18 protein-coding genes are annotated in these 16,773 nt (G+C 63.7%); 7 read left to right on the forward strand and 11 right to left on the reverse strand.

Features of this window, described 5'->3' with window-relative positions; translation table 11 throughout:
* Nucleotides 1-60 precede the first annotated feature (60 nt).
* From ACIPHN_RS07505 to ACIPHN_RS07530, 6 genes are all read right to left on the reverse strand, one after another.
* The gene (locus ACIPHN_RS07505; protein WP_400434820.1) at nucleotides 61-213 is read right to left on the reverse strand and encodes a hypothetical protein; all 153 of its coding nucleotides are present in this window, start codon (nucleotides 211-213) and stop codon (nucleotides 61-63) included.
* 2 nt (nucleotides 214-215) lie between these two features.
* Complete coding sequence (locus ACIPHN_RS07510) at nucleotides 216-1,202, reverse strand: aliphatic sulfonate ABC transporter substrate-binding protein (RefSeq protein WP_400434822.1); 987 nt, start codon at nucleotides 1,200-1,202, stop codon at nucleotides 216-218.
* Between the two features lie 20 nt (nucleotides 1,203-1,222).
* The gene (locus ACIPHN_RS07515; protein ID WP_400434823.1) at nucleotides 1,223-2,113 is read right to left on the reverse strand and encodes an ABC transporter permease; all 891 of its coding nucleotides are present in this window, start codon (nucleotides 2,111-2,113) and stop codon (nucleotides 1,223-1,225) included.
* 4 nt (nucleotides 2,114-2,117) lie between these two features.
* Complete coding sequence (locus tag ACIPHN_RS07520) at nucleotides 2,118-3,104, reverse strand: aliphatic sulfonate ABC transporter substrate-binding protein (RefSeq protein ID WP_400434825.1); 987 nt, start codon at nucleotides 3,102-3,104, stop codon at nucleotides 2,118-2,120.
* Nucleotides 3,105-3,269: 165 nt separating this feature from the next.
* Nucleotides 3,270-3,878 carry a sensor histidine kinase gene (locus ACIPHN_RS07525; RefSeq protein WP_400434827.1) on the reverse strand — a complete coding sequence of 203 codons (609 nt, stop codon included), beginning with the start codon at nucleotides 3,876-3,878 and terminating at the stop codon, nucleotides 3,270-3,272.
* 2 nt (nucleotides 3,879-3,880) lie between these two features.
* Nucleotides 3,881-5,509 (reverse strand): tetratricopeptide repeat protein, encoded by a 1,629-nt coding sequence (locus ACIPHN_RS07530; RefSeq protein WP_400434829.1) that lies wholly within the window; start codon nucleotides 5,507-5,509, stop codon nucleotides 3,881-3,883.
* A 386-nt stretch (nucleotides 5,510-5,895) separates the two neighbouring features.
* On the opposite strand from ACIPHN_RS07530, the gene recA reads away from it, so the two are divergent.
* From recA to ACIPHN_RS07560, 6 genes are all read left to right on the forward strand, one after another.
* A complete protein-coding gene (gene recA / locus ACIPHN_RS07535; RefSeq protein WP_198981265.1) occupies nucleotides 5,896-6,945 on the forward strand; it encodes a recombinase RecA in 1,050 nt (349 codons plus the stop codon).
* 306 nt (nucleotides 6,946-7,251) lie between these two features.
* Nucleotides 7,252-7,716, forward strand: a complete 465-nt coding sequence (gene recX, locus ACIPHN_RS07540; RefSeq protein ID WP_400434831.1) for a recombination regulator RecX — start codon at nucleotides 7,252-7,254, stop codon at nucleotides 7,714-7,716.
* Nucleotides 7,717-8,176: 460 nt separating this feature from the next.
* Nucleotides 8,177-9,337 (forward strand): ADP-forming succinate--CoA ligase subunit beta, encoded by a 1,161-nt coding sequence (gene sucC, locus ACIPHN_RS07545; RefSeq protein WP_400434833.1) that lies wholly within the window; start codon nucleotides 8,177-8,179, stop codon nucleotides 9,335-9,337.
* Nucleotides 9,338-9,437: 100 nt separating this feature from the next.
* Nucleotides 9,438-10,319 (forward strand): succinate--CoA ligase subunit alpha, encoded by an 882-nt coding sequence (sucD, locus tag ACIPHN_RS07550; protein WP_006461749.1) that lies wholly within the window; start codon nucleotides 9,438-9,440, stop codon nucleotides 10,317-10,319.
* A 205-nt stretch (nucleotides 10,320-10,524) separates the two neighbouring features.
* A complete protein-coding gene (locus ACIPHN_RS07555) occupies nucleotides 10,525-11,253 on the forward strand; it encodes a TerC family protein (RefSeq protein ID WP_400434836.1) in 729 nt (242 codons plus the stop codon).
* A 165-nt stretch (nucleotides 11,254-11,418) separates the two neighbouring features.
* Entirely contained in the window at nucleotides 11,419-11,928 is a 510-nt protein-coding gene (locus ACIPHN_RS07560; protein WP_400434838.1) for a pilin, read from the forward strand.
* A gap of 73 nt (nucleotides 11,929-12,001) precedes the next feature.
* On the opposite strand, the gene moaC is transcribed toward ACIPHN_RS07560, so the two are convergent.
* Nucleotides 12,002-12,508: a cyclic pyranopterin monophosphate synthase MoaC gene (gene moaC / locus ACIPHN_RS07565; RefSeq protein WP_400434840.1), complete on the reverse strand. Its 507-nt coding sequence runs from the start codon at nucleotides 12,506-12,508 to the stop codon at nucleotides 12,002-12,004.
* Nucleotides 12,509-12,612: 104 nt separating this feature from the next.
* Between moaC and ACIPHN_RS07570 the strand changes: the two genes are divergently transcribed.
* Nucleotides 12,613-14,169, forward strand: coding sequence for a M48 family metalloprotease (locus tag ACIPHN_RS07570; protein WP_400434841.1), 1,557 nt, complete (start codon nucleotides 12,613-12,615; stop codon nucleotides 14,167-14,169).
* Between the two features lie 7 nt (nucleotides 14,170-14,176).
* Here the strand turns inward: ACIPHN_RS07570 and ACIPHN_RS07575 are convergent, their stop codons facing one another.
* From ACIPHN_RS07575 to ACIPHN_RS07590, 4 genes are all read right to left on the reverse strand, one after another.
* On the reverse strand, nucleotides 14,177-14,791 hold the full coding sequence (locus ACIPHN_RS07575; protein WP_400434843.1) for a DUF2946 family protein: 615 nt from the start codon (nucleotides 14,789-14,791) through the stop codon (nucleotides 14,177-14,179).
* Nucleotides 14,784-15,782, reverse strand: coding sequence for a YheT family hydrolase (locus tag ACIPHN_RS07580; protein ID WP_400434845.1), 999 nt, complete (start codon nucleotides 15,780-15,782; stop codon nucleotides 14,784-14,786). The genes ACIPHN_RS07575 and ACIPHN_RS07580 overlap by 8 nt, the downstream gene beginning before the upstream one ends.
* A gap of 49 nt (nucleotides 15,783-15,831) precedes the next feature.
* Nucleotides 15,832-16,266, reverse strand: a complete 435-nt coding sequence (locus ACIPHN_RS07585; RefSeq protein ID WP_400434847.1) for a YybH family protein — start codon at nucleotides 16,264-16,266, stop codon at nucleotides 15,832-15,834.
* Nucleotides 16,267-16,333: 67 nt separating this feature from the next.
* Nucleotides 16,334-16,537: a zinc-finger domain-containing protein gene (locus tag ACIPHN_RS07590; RefSeq protein ID WP_198982969.1), complete on the reverse strand. Its 204-nt coding sequence runs from the start codon at nucleotides 16,535-16,537 to the stop codon at nucleotides 16,334-16,336.
* Between the last annotated feature and the right edge of the window lie 236 nt (nucleotides 16,538-16,773).

Below are 16,773 nucleotides of genomic sequence, written 5' to 3' on the forward strand. Positions count from 1 at the left end.
TGGCCGGCGGTTTTTTTATGCGCATTCCACGCCTGTCCTGCAGCAAAAAAAAGCACCGCATCAGCGGCGCTTCGATTCTCCTTCCCCTGCCTCGTCGTCCTGGCCTTCATGCTGCCTGCGACCCGGCAAGCGGCCATCCGATAGCGGAAACAGCAAGGCCACCACCACCAGCAGGAACAAGAGCACCAGCGTGACCTGGTCCAGTCCGTCCACGATCAGCCCGCCTGTTGTGGCGTCCAGATCGCCACGTCTGCGGTATTGACCTTCCGGGGCAACAGGCCAGCGGCGAGGAAGGTGTCGGCGATGCGTTGCTGCTCGCCCAGCGAATCCGGCCTCACGGCGCGCACCTCATAGCTACGGCGGCCATTGGCCAGCGCGATGGTATCGGCATCCAGTCCCCACAGCGGCGCCAGGAAGGCCGCTGCCTCCCTGGGCTGCTGCTTGACCCAGGTACCGGTCTTCCTGAGTTCGTCAAAGACCACGCGCAAGACATCAGGCCGCGCCTGGGCGAAGCTGGCGGAGGCCAGGTAGTCGCGCTGGTAGTCGGCCACGTCGCGCCCATCGGCCAGGATACGCACCGGCGACTGGCGCTGCACCCCCGCTAGGAAAGGGTCCCAGGTGACCCAGGCGTCGACGCTGCCGCGCTCGAAGGCTGCGCGTCCGTCGGCCGGGGAGAGGTAGGCGACATCGACGTCGGAGAACTTCAATCCCGCCTTTTCTAGTGTGGCGATCAGCAGGTAATGCACACCCGCCGCCTTGGTGACGGCGACCTTCCTGCCCTTGAGGTCGGTGACCTTGCGCAGCGGTGTATCGGACCGCACGACGATGGCTTGCGCGGCCGGCGAGGGCGACTCCTGGGCGACATAGGCCAGTTGCGCGCCAGCGGCCTGGGCAAAGACCGGCACCGTGTCGGCGACATCGGCGCTGAGATCGACCCCGCCCACATTGAGTGCTTCCAGCAGCGGCAGGCCGCTGGTGAATTCGTGCCAGCTGATCTTCGCGCCGGTGGGCGCCAGCAGCTTTTCCAGCGTGCCGTTGGCCTTGAGGATGGTCAGCAGGGTCGACGACTTCTGGTAGCCGATGCGGATGTTCTTGTTGCCGGCCTGCGCCAGCACGCGGGCCGGCGTCAGGGCGGCAAGTCCTAGCCCGGTGCCGGCTTGCAGCAAGCGGCGGCGGCCTGGGACGAAAGAGGGAGTGGTCATGGGAAGCAAGGGGAGGGTGGTCAGGAATTCTTCTGGCTGGACTGCCGGCGCGCGTCGCGCCAGCCCAGGCTCTTGTGTTCGATGGCGCGCAGCAGGCCGTCGCTGAGCTTGCCCAGCACGGCCAGGATCAGGATGGCGGCCAGCACCAGGTCGGGGCGGCTGCTCTCGCGGCCGTCCGAGAGCAGGTAGCCCACGCCACGTGTGGCGGCGATCAGTTCGGCCGCCACCAGGAACATCCACGCCAGGCTCAGGCCACCCCGCAAGCCCGCGAACAGGTAGGGCAGGGCGGCCGGCAGCAGGATGTGGCGGATCAATTCACCCCGACCCAGACCGGAGCTGGTGCCCACCTCGATGAGCTTGTGGTCGATGTCGCGGATACCGGCCACCAGGTTCAGGTAGACCGGGAAGAAGGCGCCGATGGCGATGAGCACGATCTTGGGTGTCTCGTCGATGCCCAGCCACAGCAGCAGCAAGGGAATCCAGGCCAGGCTGGGGATGGCGCGCAGGGCCTGGAAGCTGGGCTCCAGCCAGGCTTCGGCACGCCGGCTGATGCCCACCAGCAGACCCAGCACGATGGCCAGCAGGCTGCCGATGGCAAATCCTGCCGCCACGCGCGCCAGGCTGGCGGCGATGTGCGGCAGCAGTTCACCGCGCACGGCCAGCGACCACAGGGTGTGCGCCAGTTCGCTGGGGGGCGGCAGCAGGCGTGCCGGGATCCAGTCCAGGTGCGCGCCCAGCTCGGCCAGCAACAGCAAGGCCAGCGGCAGGATCGCACCGGTGAAGCGCCGGGGCCGGTAGCCGTCGTCAGCGGGCCAGCCCTTGGGGCGCAGGCGCTGCGCAGGCGCGCGCGCCGTCCCGTTTGCCGCCGCAGCGGGCGCCGCTGCCATGGTGATCGCGGCCTGGTCGCTCATCGCCTCAGGCCTTCACCACACCCTGGGCATAGGAGGGATCGATGAGTGCGTTGATGGTGCGTGGCAGGTCGGTGTCACGCTTGACCAGGTCTTCTTCGATCAGGATGGGCGCAGCCGCGCGCAGGGCATCGATGTGCTCGCGGCCGATCAGCGGATGCGAGAAATCATTGCGCTTCAATTGCAGGCGCGCCACCGGCGCAGACAGTTTGGCTTCTTCGGAGAGCAGCGCCACGGTCTCGTCGGGATGGGCGATGATCCAGGCGCGTGCCCGTTCATAGGCGGCGATCACGCGCCCGACCTGGTCCGGATGACGGGCCGCGAAACTGTCGCTGACGTTGAGGAAGCCGTAGGTATTGAAATTGACGTTGCGATAGATCAGGCGCGAACCAGCCTCCAGCTCGCTGGCCGCCAGATGCGGGTCGAGGCCGGCCCAGGCCGCCACGCGGCCCTGTTCCAGCGCGGCGCGACCATCGGCGTGCTGCAGGTGGACGATCTCCACGTCGCTTTTCCTGAGTCCGTTCTCATGCAATGCGCGCAGCAGGAACAGGTAGGGATCGGTCCCCTTGGTGGCGGCAATCTTCTTGCCCTTGAGCTCGGTGATGGCCTTGACCGGCGAATCCTTGGCCACGGCCAGCGCGGTCCATTCGGGACGCGAATAGATGTAGACCGCCTTGACCGGATTGCCATTGGCGCGCGCCAGCAAGGCCGCCAGGCCGGCGGTGCTGCCGAAGTCGACGCTGTCGCTGTTGAGGTATTCGAGGGCGCGGTTGCTGCCCTGGCTCAAGACCCACTTGACCTCGGTGCCTTGCGCCTTGAGATCGTCTTCCAGCCAGCCGAACCTGCGCAGCACCAGGCTGGGCGGCGAATAGGTGGCGTAGTCGAGACGGATGATCTTGGGAGGCTTGGCTGCGCGCGCGCTCAGGGGCGCCGCGCCGAGCATGGCTGCGCCGAGCGCGGCCGGTGCCAGGCCGAGGAAGTGTCTGCGTTGCATGGGGTCCGTTCTTGTCGTGTTGGGTGATCCGGGCAAGCAGCCCGGGCAGGACAAACCAGACCCACACTCTAAGGACGAAGCCGATGCGGCAGAACGACTATTTTCGCGCTTGAATATGCGCTTTGCGCATGTCCCCGGCAGGCCAGGACATGCGCCCTTGCAGCATTACGGCAGGGACAGCTCGAACAGGGCGCCGCCATCGGCATGATTGGACAGACGCGCTTCACCGTACCGCGTTTCCTTGTTGTGGGCGGTGGCAATCGCATTGCACAGGTCCATGCCCAGGCCGGTGGAGGGTTTCTTTTCCTGGGTGCCGATACCGGGGCCATCGTCGCGTACGGTGAAGACCACGCCGCCTTCATCCTGGTTGCGACAGCCCACCGCGATATGCGCGCGGGCGAAGCGGCTGGCATTCTGGAGCGCGGCTTCCAGGGCCAGCGCGACCAGGTGTTCGTCGAAGAAGCCGATGATAGGCATCCCTGTCTCGTCGACTTCCAGGGTGATGTCGCTGCCGTTGCGATTGACGCCATGCTCACGCACCAGCGCGTCGAGGAAGTCCAGCGGTGACACCGCCTCCACCTGGGCACGCAGGCCCTGCGAGTCGGCCTTGTACAGGGTCAGGAAGGCAATCAGTTTTTCCTGCAGGGCCAGGCAGGTGACATGGGCCTGCTGGGCAGGCGGCACGTCCTCGGAGAGACGGCGCAGTTCGCCCTCCAGCACGCCCAGGGAGTTCTTGATGTCGTGAATGATGATCGCGGCAAGCTTGGGATCCATGGTCAGCTCTTCGGGGCTACTTTACTGAGGGTATCGCGCAGGAACTTGTGCATCTTGGCGACTCTATCGTTACCGGGGATCAGGCGATCCAGGGTGGCCAGGTAGCGCCGCACGCGCTTGACGTATTCCTCGTTCCAGCCGCGCTGGCTCATCCACAGCAAGTGGAGCTGCGCCGAGGCCAGCAGCACGCCGGTGTTCTCGGGCATGCTGGCCAGTGCCTCCTCCAGCTTGGCCAGCGACTCGTCGGGCTTGGCGCTGCGCATGAGGGCATTGGCCTCGGCAATGATGGACATGCACTGCTTGACGGCGCCATCGATGAGCTCCTCGGCCAGGTTGGCGCGGCCGGTGTCAGCCAGCACCTTGCGCGCCAGCATCTGCAGGGTCTTGTTCTCGTGGTCGGACTTGACGACGTCGGCGATGAGCTTGGCGCCTTCCTCGTCCTTGCCCATCGAGAAGGCGGCCTTGGCCAGCGCCAGTGCGGCGACGTCGGAGTTGTCGCGGCCGGCGGCCTGACGTGCCGCCTCAAAGGCTTGCTGGGCCGAGATCGTGTCGCCCAGCTGCACATAGGCCTGGGCCTGCACGGCCGCCTGGGCCGAGACGAACATGTTGGATTCTTCGTAGCGGCGCGGCGCGCTTTCCAGCAGGCGCAGGGCGGCATCGGGGTCGCCGCTATCGATGTGCACTTGGGCCAGCGAGAGCAGGTCGGTGGGTTGCGCGGTCAGCGATCCCTTGGTGTGCTTGAGTACCTTGTCATAGGCTTCGCGGGCCTGGTCCAGATGGCCACTGCGATAGGCCACGTCGCCCACCAGGCGGCTGCGGCGCGCCGAGGGGATGATCTCGGACGACTTGGTCAGCGCCTCCAGCGCGCCTTCCTGGTTGCCCTGGGCTTCATCGATCTGCGCCATCAGGTCGTAGGCGGCGATGAACTGCTTGTTCTGCTCCAGCACATCGGTGACGATCACGCGCGCGTCATCCATCTGGCCGGCCACGATATTGCAGCGTGCCAGGCCGATCTTGGCCCACACCAGGTCGTCGCGCATGGCCAGGGCCTGCTTGTAGACCTCGCGTGCCTCGTCGATGCGGCGCTGGTCAATCAGCAGCGTACCCTTGGTCTTCATGATCTCGACGATCCACTTGGGCGCGCTCTTGAGGACGTTGTCGCATTCGACGATGGCGCCGGTGAAGTCCTTGCGCTTCATCTTCTCGGTCACCGGCAGCATGGCGTGCTGCTTTTCCAGCAGGCGGTCGACGCGCTCGGCGATGCGACTGGCCGTCAGCGGCTTGAGCATGTAGGCATCGGGCTGGAACTCGGCGGCACTGGCCACCAGGTTGTAGCCGCTTTCGGCGGTCACCATGATGAACATGCAGGTCGGCGAGAGCATGTTCTGGGTGCGGAAGAACTCCAGCAGCTGCTGGCCGTTGCTTTCCTTGTTGAGGTTGTAATCGCAGATGATCAGGTCATAGGTGCCGGATTGCACGAAGCGGATCGCTTCATCGGGCGTGCCGGCCTGGTCGACCTTGGTCACGCCGAGCTGCCCCAGGTGCATGCGGATGTTCTGACGCATCGTCGGCATGTCGTCGATGATCAGGCTGCGCAGGGCGCTGATATGGCTAAAGGGCACTAAACTCATGGGAACAGTCTGTCAAACAATCTTCGGTCTTTGGTCTTTGAATGTTGCTTTATCGCAATTTGCGGAAGATAGCGTGGTTATTCAGCCATATTGACGCAAAACTGACGATTATTTCCTTCCAATTCGCGAGTGTGCCGTTTTTTTGCCTTGCGTGCATCATTCCTCTGCGCATTCTGCCGAATTGAAGGCCCGGAGTCTCATATAATTGTGGTTTTCGCCCCGTCGTTTTCCTGCGGGCGTACAAAAACGCTTGCACCGATCACTGTTTTTTTATACAGTGTCGATCTATCGGGGCAGCGATCCGGCTCGACACCAGTTCGGATGCCCCCGGGCAATGCCTGCACGACCCTCCCCCCTTCTTCACGACATTTTGCCGAGAGAGATTTATGGACGACAAGAAAGCTGCGAACAACTCTGAGAAGAGCAAGGCGCTGGCCGCCGCATTGGCACAGATTGAAAAGCAGTTTGGCAAGGGCTCGGTGATGCGCATGGAAGACGGCGTCATCGCCGAGGAAATCCAGGCGGTCTCCACCGGCTCCCTGGGCCTGGACATCGCCCTGGGCATCGGCGGCCTGCCGCGTGGCCGCGTCATCGAGATCTACGGTCCGGAATCCTCGGGCAAGACCACGCTGACCCTGCAATCGATTGCCGAGATGCAGAAGCTGGGCGGCACCTGCGCCTTCATCGACGCCGAGCACGCGCTGGATGTCACCTACGCCCAGAAGCTGGGCGTGAACCTGAATGACCTGCTGATCTCGCAGCCCGACACCGGCGAACAGGCCCTGGAAATCACCGATGCGCTGGTGCGCTCGGGTGCGGTCGACCTGATCGTGGTGGACTCGGTGGCTGCACTGACTCCGAAGGCGGAAATCGAAGGCGACATGGGCGACTCCCTGCCCGGCCTGCAAGCCCGTCTGATGTCGCAGGCGCTGCGCAAGCTGACCGGCAGCATCAACCGCACCAACACCACCGTGATCTTCATCAACCAGATCCGTATGAAGATCGGTGTCATGTTCGGCAACCCGGAAACCACCACCGGTGGTAACGCACTGAAGTTCTACGCCTCGGTGCGTCTGGACATCCGTCGTACCGGCTCGATCAAGTCGGGTGACGAAGTCATCGGCAGCGAAACCAAGGTCAAGGTCGTCAAGAACAAGGTTGCGCCGCCGTTCCGCGAAGCCCACTTCGACATCCTGTATGGCGAAGGCACTTCCCGCGAAGGCGAGATCCTGGACCTGGGCTCCGAGCACAAGGTCGTGGAAAAGTCCGGCGCCTGGTACAGCTACAACGGCGAGCGCATCGGCCAGGGCAAGGACAACGCCCGTAACTACCTGAAGGAACATCCGGAACTGTCGCGCGAGATCGAGAACAAGGTCCGCGTTGCCCTGGGCGTTCCCGAGCTGGCCAGTGGTGCCGCCGAAGCGCAGGCTTCCTGATCTGTCTTTCAAGCGTCTTCATGGCGGCAAGGTTTGCCTGAGCCGCTGACGCCTTGAAGGCGCCTGTCAGTCCCCGTCCCTTGTGATCCCGACTGCGGTCGGGCTGCAGTGGACGCGGGTGGCAAGAGCGCGGCAGGTTGTGATCGTCGTACCGGCTGCGTTGGTTTTACTGGCACTATCCGTTTCAATTCGTCGTTCGCTTGTTGGCAGCATCGGCAGCATCCGCAGTATCCGCAGTATCTGTACCATCTGTACCATCATCCGCATCATGCTTCATTCGTCTCAACGTCCGTGTCGTCGAAAGTCATGCCCAGACCGCCGATTAGCCTGAAAGCACGGGCGCTCAAGTACCTCTCTTCACGTGAGCACAGTCGCCTGGAACTTGCGCGTAAGCTTGCCCCTTACGCGCAAGAGGGTGACGACATCGAGGCCCTGCTCCAGTGGCTGGAGCAATCCCGTTTCCTTTCCGAAGAACGTTTTTCCGAATCCCTGGTGCATCGCCGCTCGGCGCGCTACGGCAATCAGCGCATCCTGTCAGAGCTGCATGGCCATGGCATCGAGGGCGAGGCACTCAGCGAACTGAAGGCCGATCTGGCCGCCGGCGAGGGTGAGCGCGCGGCCCAGGTGCTGCGCCGCAAATTCAGTGCTCCTCCCCCGGATGCCGAGACCCGTGCCAAGCAGATGCGCTTCCTCCAGCAACGGGGTTTTTCCCATCGCAGCATCCGCGAAGCCTTCCAGACTGCCTGGGCCGACGAGGAAGATCAGGCCTGAACGGCATCGTCCGTCCCGCGCTTTTCCTGCCGCCTGGCAATTCCCGGTCTTTCTTGGCAATGTTAGCGCTACCGGCTTTCAGGGCGCCCGGCCTGTGCTAAAATTCGGAAGTTTTTGCTGCGGCGCGCAAGCCTGAGGAGATATCGCTTGTTGCCGGTTTATTAAAACGGCGCCGCGATGTAAGGCCCACGACAGCAGCAAGAATGGATAATGCGAACGCTTCGGCGCAAGCTGGCGCGTTTCGAATATCAGACCAACTAAAGCAGACGGCATGCACATGCCCAATTCGACGAATTCTCTTGCAACCCGCGCAGCTCACGCCTGCGCCTGTCCCCATCCGGCAACGGATACGACACCCGCCTGCGGGTTGCAGTCTGCTTTCGTGTGGACCGGCATTGCGCCGGACACCGAATTTCAATCCGGCAAGTTTTATTCATTCAGTGTCTAAAGGGAAGCTCCCATGAAAATCCATGAGTATCAGGGTAAAGAAATCCTGCGCCAGTTCGGCGTAACCGTGCCGCGCGGCATTCCGTGCATGTCGGTCGACGAAGTCGAAGCGGCAGCCAAAGAGCTGGGCGGTCCGGTGTGGGTCGTGAAAGCCCAGATCCATGCAGGCGGTCGCGGCAAGGGCGGCGGCGTGAAGGTGGCCAAGTCCATCGAACAGGTCAAGGAATACGCCAACCAGATCATGGGTATGCAACTGATCACCCACCAGACCGGCGCTGAAGGCCAGAAGGTGCGTCGCCTGCTGATCGAAGAAGGCGCCGACATCAAGAAGGAACTGTACGTTTCCCTGGTGACCGACCGCGTTTCGCAAAAGGTCGTGCTGATGGCCTCCAGCGAAGGCGGCATGGACATCGAAGAAGTTGCCCACAGCAACCCGGAAAAGATCCACAACGTCATCATCGATCCGATCGATGGCCTGACCGATGCACAAGCCGATGACGTGGCCGCCAAGATCGGCGTGCCCGCTGCTTCCATCCCGGCTGCTCGTCAGAACCTGCAAGGCCTGTACAAGGCTTACTGGGAAACCGACGCTTCCCTGGCTGAAATCAACCCCCTGATCCTGACCGGCGACGGCAAGGTCATCGCTCTGGACGCCAAGTTCAACTTCGACTCCAACGCCCTGTACCGTCACCCGGAAATCGTCGCCTACCGCGACCTGGACGAAGAAGATCCGGCTGAAGTCGAAGCTTCCAAGTTCGACCTGGCCTACATCTCCCTGGACGGCAACATCGGCTGCCTGGTCAACGGCGCCGGCCTGGCCATGGCCACCATGGACACCATCAAGCTGTTCGGCGGCGAGCCGGCCAACTTCCTGGACGTGGGCGGCGGTGCCACCACCGAGAAGGTCACCGAAGCCTTCAAGATCATGCTGAAGAACCCCGAACTGAAGGCCATCCTGGTCAACATCTTCGGCGGCATCATGCGCTGTGACGTGATCGCCGAAGGCGTGATCGCTGCTTCCAAGGCAGTCTCGCTGAAGGTGCCTCTGGTGGTGCGCATGAAGGGCACCAACGAAGACCTGGGCAAGAAGCTGCTGGCCGATTCCGGTCTGCCGATCATCTCGGCCGACTCCATGGAAGAAGCCGCACAAAAGGTCGTGGCAGCTGCCAAGTAAGTAACCCAACACGAAAGCCTGCGCGGCCAGAGCCGCCGGCTGCACATAGTGCAGTAGCGGGCGCCGCCAGCGGCGCAGGCATCACAGTCAAGGAAGAGAAATGTCGATCCTCATCAACAAAGACACCAAGGTCATCACCCAAGGTATCACCGGCAAGACCGGCCAGTTCCACACCCGCATGTGCCGCGACTACGCGAACGGCAAGAACGCCTTCGTGGCAGGCGTGAACCCGAAGAAGGCCGGTGAAGACTTCGAAGGCATCCCCATCTATGCCAACGTGACCGAAGCCAAGAACGCTACCGGTGCCACCGTGTCGGTGATCTACGTGCCGCCCGCCGGCGCTGCTGCCGCCATCTGGGAAGCTGTCGAAGCCGACCTGGACCTGGCCATCTGCATCACCGAAGGCATCCCCGTTCGTGACATGCTGGCCCTGAAGGACCGCATGGCCAAGGCCGGTTCCAAGACCCTGCTGCTGGGCCCGAACTGCCCCGGCCTGATCACCCCGGACGAAATCAAGATCGGCATCATGCCGGGCCACATCCACAAGAAGGGTCGTATCGGCGTGGTTTCCCGCTCCGGCACCCTGACCTATGAAGCCGTGGGTCAGCTGACCGCCCTGGGCCTGGGTCAATCCTCGGCCGTCGGTATCGGTGGCGACCCGATCAACGGTCTGAAGCACATCGACGTGATGAAGGCCTTCAACGACGATCCGGACACCGATGCTGTCATCATGATCGGTGAAATCGGTGGTCCTGACGAAGCCAACGCAGCGCGCTGGATCAAGGACAACATGAAGAAGCCGGTGGTTGGCTTCATCGCCGGCGTCACCGCGCCCCCGGGCAAGCGTATGGGCCACGCAGGTGCGCTGATCTCCGGTGGTGCTGACACCGCCGAAGCCAAGCTGGCCATCATGGAAGAGTGCGGCATCAAGGTGACCCGCAACCCGTCCGAGATGGGCCGCCTGCTGAAGTCGGTGCTGTAAGCATCCGGCTACGCCAGCCCGGGCGGGTGCCGCTGGCACCGGCCCGACTGGCAAGCAATAGCAAGATCGATAAGATCGGCAACACAGCAAGTCAAGCATGGGGAGCTGCGGCTCCCCATGTCGTTTTCCGGCACACTTCGCGGTGACAGAGTTGACCCTGCCACGCGCCCCCGTTACGGGGTGCGAAGCCCTACTGAGGAAACCCATGGAATTCCTGGCGAACCTGAACTGGATCGCAGTCGGTCAGATCATCCTGATCGATATCCTGCTCGGTGGCGACAACGCCATCGTCATCGCCCTGGCCTGTCGCAACCTGCCTGACAGGCTCCGCATGAAGGGCATCGTCTGGGGCACGGCGGGCGCCATTGCCATCCGCATCGCCCTGATCGCCTTCGCAGTGACCATGCTGCAACTGCCCTACCTGAAACTGGTCGGCGGCATCCTGTTGCTGTGGATAGGGGTGAAGCTGCTCAACGAGCATGAGGATCACGCCGACATCGATGGCAGCGAGCGTCTGTGGGGCGCCGTCAAGACGGTCATCGTGGCCGACCTGGTGATGAGCCTGGACAACGTGATCGCCATCGCCAGCGCCGCTGAACAGGCGGCCGGCGAGCATCGGCTGATGCTGGTTGTCTTCGGTATCGTGGTCAGTATTCCCATCATCGTCTGGGGCAGCACGCTGGTCTTGAAATTGATGGAACGGTTCCCAGTTATCGTCACGCTGGGCGCGGCTTTGCTGGGCTATATTGCCGGCGGCATGATCTTCGGCGACACTGCCATCCAGTCCTTGCTGCAGGGCTTCATCGAGCAGACCGAATTCGTCCTGCCGGGCGCGTCGGTGCAGTTGAGCCTGCCTGGCCTGGTCGGTGCGATCGGCGTGGTGCTGGTCGGATCGAGCCTGAAACGCCGGAAGTCTGCAGAGCGGGCCGGCTAGTCGCCTGGTGCTGCCTGCCAAGGCAAGCAGGCCGGTAGGGTGGGCATGTTTGACACACCTCAGCGCCGGAGCCGATCAAAGCTGCTACTTTGCAATTTTTTCGCTTGGCCGCATTGTTGGCGCTGCCCATACTGGCAACGCCATTTTATTTCTCACGGGGATCCCATGAAACCAGTCGTATCCAATAAATCGCAACAAGGCTTCACCCTGCTCGAACTGATGGTGACGCTGGCCATCGTCGGCATTCTCGCCATGCTGGGCGCCTCGCAATACCAGGATTACATCGCCCGCGCCCGCGTCTCGGAAGGTTTCAACCTGGCCGAGCCCTACAAGCTGGCGGTGACGGAGCAGATCAGCTCCAACAATGGCGTCTTCACTGTGGCCCAGCTGGGCCTGCCGTCCTTCACGGCCACCGACAACGTGGAAAAGATCGAGGTCTCGGCGATGAGCACCCGCGGTGTGGGTGGTGTCATCACCATCACCTATGGCCCGCGTGTGGGCAAGGGTGGCACGCTGACCCTGACCCCGACGATCGCCTCCGGCACCATCCAGTGGCAGTGCGCCGCGGCCGGCACCAAGGCCGCATCGACCCCGGAAGGTGCGACCGCCAATACCGGCTTCGTGGCCGGTACGCTGGAAGCCAAGTACGCGCCGGCCAACTGCCGCGGCGCCTGATGGCGCAGCAGTAGCGATGCCATGAAAAAACGCGCCTGAGGGCGCGTTTTTTGTTGGGCGGCCAGCTTGACGCTCAGGGGCGTTCCATGTGGATGTCGCTCTTGCCGCCACGTTTTTCGGTGACGCAGATATCGCTCATCACCATGGTCTTGTCGACTGCCTTGCTCATGTCGTAGACGGTCAGCAGACCGATCTGCACGGCGGTCAGCGCTTCCATTTCCACCCCGGTCTTGCCGAAGGTTTCCACGCGCGCGGTACAGCGCACCGAGGCGCTGGCGGCATCGGTCTCGAAGTCGACCGAGACATGCGTCAAGGCCAGCGGATGGCACAGCGGGATCAGCTCCCCCGTGCGCTTGGCGGCCATGATGGCGGCGATGCGGGCAATGCCCAGCACGTCGCCCTTCTTGGCGGTGCCGGCTTCGATGATGGCCAGCGTGGCAGGCTGCATGCGGATCACCCCGCTGGCGATGGCTGTGCGATGGGTCTCGTTCTTGGCGCCGACATCGACCATGTGGGCTTGCCCGCCCTGGTCGAAATGGGTGAGGCCGCCATTGGGGGCGTGTTCGCCGGATGTGCTCATGGGTGGTTCGCCGAAAGTGAAATTGGAGCGGAGGAGGGGTATCATAGCAGGCAGCCAGCCGCGCGCCGTACTACGCACACGACCAATTCCAATCGCCTTCGTCCATGCCACGAACCGTCACCGAGACCGACCACCGTACTTCCCGACCTGTCCGCAAGATGCTGGCGCGCGCCCTGAGCGCCGCACTGCTGTTGTTACCGGCGGCGCCGCTGACGCTGGTGCCGGGCCCTGGCGTGGCGCAGGGCTTGCCCACGCTGGGCGATACCGAGCGCGAAGGCCTGTCGCCGCTGATGGAGCGCAAGCTGGGTGAGGAAATCATGCGCGATATCCGCAGCGACCGCGACTACGTCGACGATGGCCCGGTGTCGGAGTACCTCAACAATTTCGGCCTGAACCTGGTGGGCATCCATCCCGAGGTGCGCGGCGAGGCGGGCTTCGATTTCCAGTTCTTCATGGTGCGTGATCCCATGCTCAACGCCTTCGCGTTGCCGGGCGGCTTCATCGGCGTCAACAGCGGCCTGGTGCTGGCGGCACAGTCGGAGTCCGAGCTGGCCGGGGTGATGTCGCACGAGATCGGTCACGTGGCCCAGCGTCACATCGCCCGCATGCTGGGGCAGCAGAAGCAGAATTCCATGATCCAGCTGGCGGCCATCGTGCTGGGCGCGCTGGCCGGTGTCTCCAAGGCCGGTGGCGATGCCGCCATGGCTACCATGATGGGCGGCACCGGGCTGGCCGTGCAGCGCCAGCTCAACTTCAGTCGCGACGCCGAACGCGAGGCCGATCGCATCGGCTTCCAGATCATGCGCGATGGCGGCTTCGATCCGTCCGGCATGGTGACCTTCTTCGGGCGCCTGCAGGCTGCCTCGCGCAACTACAGCGATGTCGTGCCGCCCTATCTGATGACGCACCCGCTGACCACCGAACGGATCGCCGACATCCAGGCGCGCATCCGCGAGCAGCGCTACAAGCAGCGGGTGGACAATCCCGAGTTCCAGCTGGTGCGTGCGCGCACCCAGGTGCTGCAGAACGATACGGTCCAGGGTCTGCGTGATTCGGCCGAGAAATTCCAGGAACAGCTCAAGCAGAACACCAAGCTGCAAACCGCAGCGGCCAAGTACGGCCTGGCCTACGTGTACTACCGCCAGAACAGGTTCGAGCAGGCCGAGGCCATGCTCAAGGAAGCCCAGGAAGCTGCCATTCCCTTGAAGACCGGCATCATGTTCGGCAGCCTGGACATCGATATCAAGATCGCCCGGAAACAGTCCCAGCAAGCAGTCCAGCTGGCCGACAGCCTGCGCCAGCAATTCCCGATCTCGCGCACCATCGCACGCCAGTATGCCGATGCGCTCATCGGCGCGCGCCGCATGGATGAGGCGGTGGCCTACCTGCGCGACCAGGCCCAGCTCTACCGCTCCGATGCCCAGGTCCAGCAGTTGCTGGCCAAGGCTTACGCGGCGCAGGGCAAGCAGGCTCTGCAGCATCTGGCGCTGGCCGAGTCGTATGCGCTCAACGGCAGCCTGCTGGCTGCGATCGAACAGTTGGGCATCGCCCGTCGCGCACCCGATGCGAGCTTCTACGACCAGTCACAGATCGATGCCCGCGAGCGCGAGTGGAAGGCGCAATGGAAGGACCAGCAGAAAGAGCTGAAGGAACGCGGCTAGGTCCGCGTCAGGCTTGGCGGGGCAGGGCGACGAAACCGAACTGCTGCGCAATATCGCTCGCCGTCACCCGCTGCAGTGGCAATGGCTGTGCGCCCGGGCAGAACTGTGGCGCGATGTCGTCGTCGCCGTCCAGCCAGCGCAGTAGCGCCTCCTCGTCGGCACCGGTGTCAGCGACCGGGGCGAGCTGCAAGGCGGGTAGCAGATGGACCAGATCGCGGTCATCCACGCCGGCCACCTGATCGCCGGCGCGCAGGTAGAGGCGTCCCTGCTCATCCATCCATGCCGCCTCGACGGCGCCGAAAACTTCCCCGGTATGCAGCAGCAGTGACGGCAGTCCCTCTGCCGCCGGCTGCGTACGCAGGATGCGCGGCATCCATTCGATATCCACATAGACCCGTTGCGGGCCGTTCTGGAAATACCAGCGGCCCTGTTCGTCATGGGCATAGTTGCGTTCGATGAAGGCCAGCAGGGCCGGGTGACGGATCGCTTCGCCGGCCAGGCCCAGCTGCTGCGCCCGTTCGTCGCGCATGCGCCAGCCGCCCCGGGCATCCAGGCGCAGCCAGGCGAAGCAGTGCGGGACATTGGGCCATTTGCTCATGGCCTGGCGCACGATCTCATCCACGGCGGTGCTCCTCTTGCTGGGCGAAGTTGAAGGCGGAGTCGGCCTTGCCCTCCAGGAAGTGCAGCAGTCGCCGTGGCAGCCAGGCCAGGCTGCCCGGTGGCCCGCCGGCGGCAAAGCCGACATGGCCGCCTTGGGCCGGATAGTCCAGCACCACTTCCGGCGCTGCCGAGCGCGGCAGGTGGCGCGCCGGCAGGAAGGGATCGTTCTGTGCATTGAGCACCAGGGTGGGGACCGTGATGTCATGCAGGATGTGCTTGGCGCTGGCGCGGTCCCAGTAGTCGTCGGTGTTGCGGTAGCCATGCAGGGGCGCGGTGACCACGTTGTCGAAGGCATACAGGTCGCGTGCGGCCAGTACGGCTTCACGGTCGAACAGGCCGGGGAACTGCTCCAGCTTGGCCAGGCACTTGGGACGCATGGTGCGCAGGAACACCCAGGTATAGAGGCGGTTGAAGCCACTGGACAGCGCCGCGCCGCCACCGGCCAGATCAAGCGGCGCCGACACCGCGCAGGCGGCGTCGACGATCTCGGCCTCGTGTTGCGATTCACCCAGCCAGCGCAACAGGGCATTGGCACCCAGCGATACCCCGCAGGCATACAGGTGCGTGGCGGCCAGGTCTTGCTGGCGTTGCTTGAGCCGGCGCAGGATCCAGTCCAGCTCCATGCTGTCGCCGGAGTGATAGAAGCGCGGCGCCAGGTTGATCTCACCCGAACAGCCGCGGAAGTGCGGGATCGCGCCATGCCAGCCACGCCGCTGCACCTCGGCCATCAGGGCGCGGCTGTAGTGGCTGTCGGAAGAGCCTTCCAGCCCATGGAACAGCACCACCAGCGGCCGCCCGGGCTGGCCGTCGACAAAGTCGATATCGACGAAATCGCCATCGGGTGCATCCCAGCGTTCGCGGCGATACGCTACCGCGGGCTTGGACAGGAAGGTCGAGGGGTAGATGGTCTGGAGGTGGCCGCCGGGAAGCCAGCGGGGCGGGATGTAACGCATGGGACTGCCTTGTTCGGGAATGCCGGGTCGAAGATCAAACAGGATGGATTCAATGCAGCATGGCACCGCTGACGATGGCTTCCATCGGCGCGGCGCCGGGGGCCACCGAGGCGTGGTGCATCACCATGCGCCAGCCCAGCGCGGTCTTGAGGTAGACGTTGGTGGCGATCACATGGACGTCGGGTTGCTCCTGGGGGCCGTGATCGATTTCCTCGATGACGCTGTGCACGGCGGTCATCATGTTCTGTGTCGCATGCAGCTGGCGCGGGCGGATATGCAGGCCACCATTGCCGAGGATGTCTTCCCAGACCGAGCGGATCTCGGCATGCCCGACCAGGCGTTGTGCGCCGGGATGGATGCAGACGATTTCCTCGTCGTCGGCCCACAGGTCCATGAGGGCGTCCAGGTCGGCGCGGGAGAGGGCGTCGTAGTAGGCGGCTTCGATCTCGTCGGGCGAGCCATGGATCAGTTTGGTACGCGGCATGACAATCTCCGGTGCAGATGAAAAGAGGGCCTTGCGGGCCCTCTCGTGTCTGGCGTGTTCGCCTGGATCAGTGGTGGCCCTTGACCACGGTGCCCGGCTTCAGCTGGTACTGGGTGCCGCAGTACGGGCACTTGGCCGCGCCGTGCGCATCCAGTTCCAGGAACACGCGCGGGTGCGAGTTCCAGCTGGTCATGCTGGGGTTGGGGCAGTGGGCCGGCAGGTCTTTTCCTTCGAGCAGGACCACGGCCTGCGATGCTTGAGCTTGGCTCATCTTGTTCTCCGTAGATAAAGCGTTGGGGCGTGAAACATTGAAAACGGTGTCGGATGGTGCAGCACTTGTCTTTTCCACCGCGCCAGTGAGCCGGGGCGGGACCTGTGTGCACTGCGGCGGCCTCCATTTTAGCGGATTCACACGAGCAAAAACTTTCATCTGTAGAATGATCGGGCTGAGTAAAAATGTCATACAACACGCATCACATGCCGACGGCCCCTCATTTGCCGCGGCAG

Source organism: Herbaspirillum sp. NPDC087042 (genome assembly GCF_044745245.1).
GTDB lineage: Bacteria > Pseudomonadota > Gammaproteobacteria > Burkholderiales > Burkholderiaceae_D > Herbaspirillum.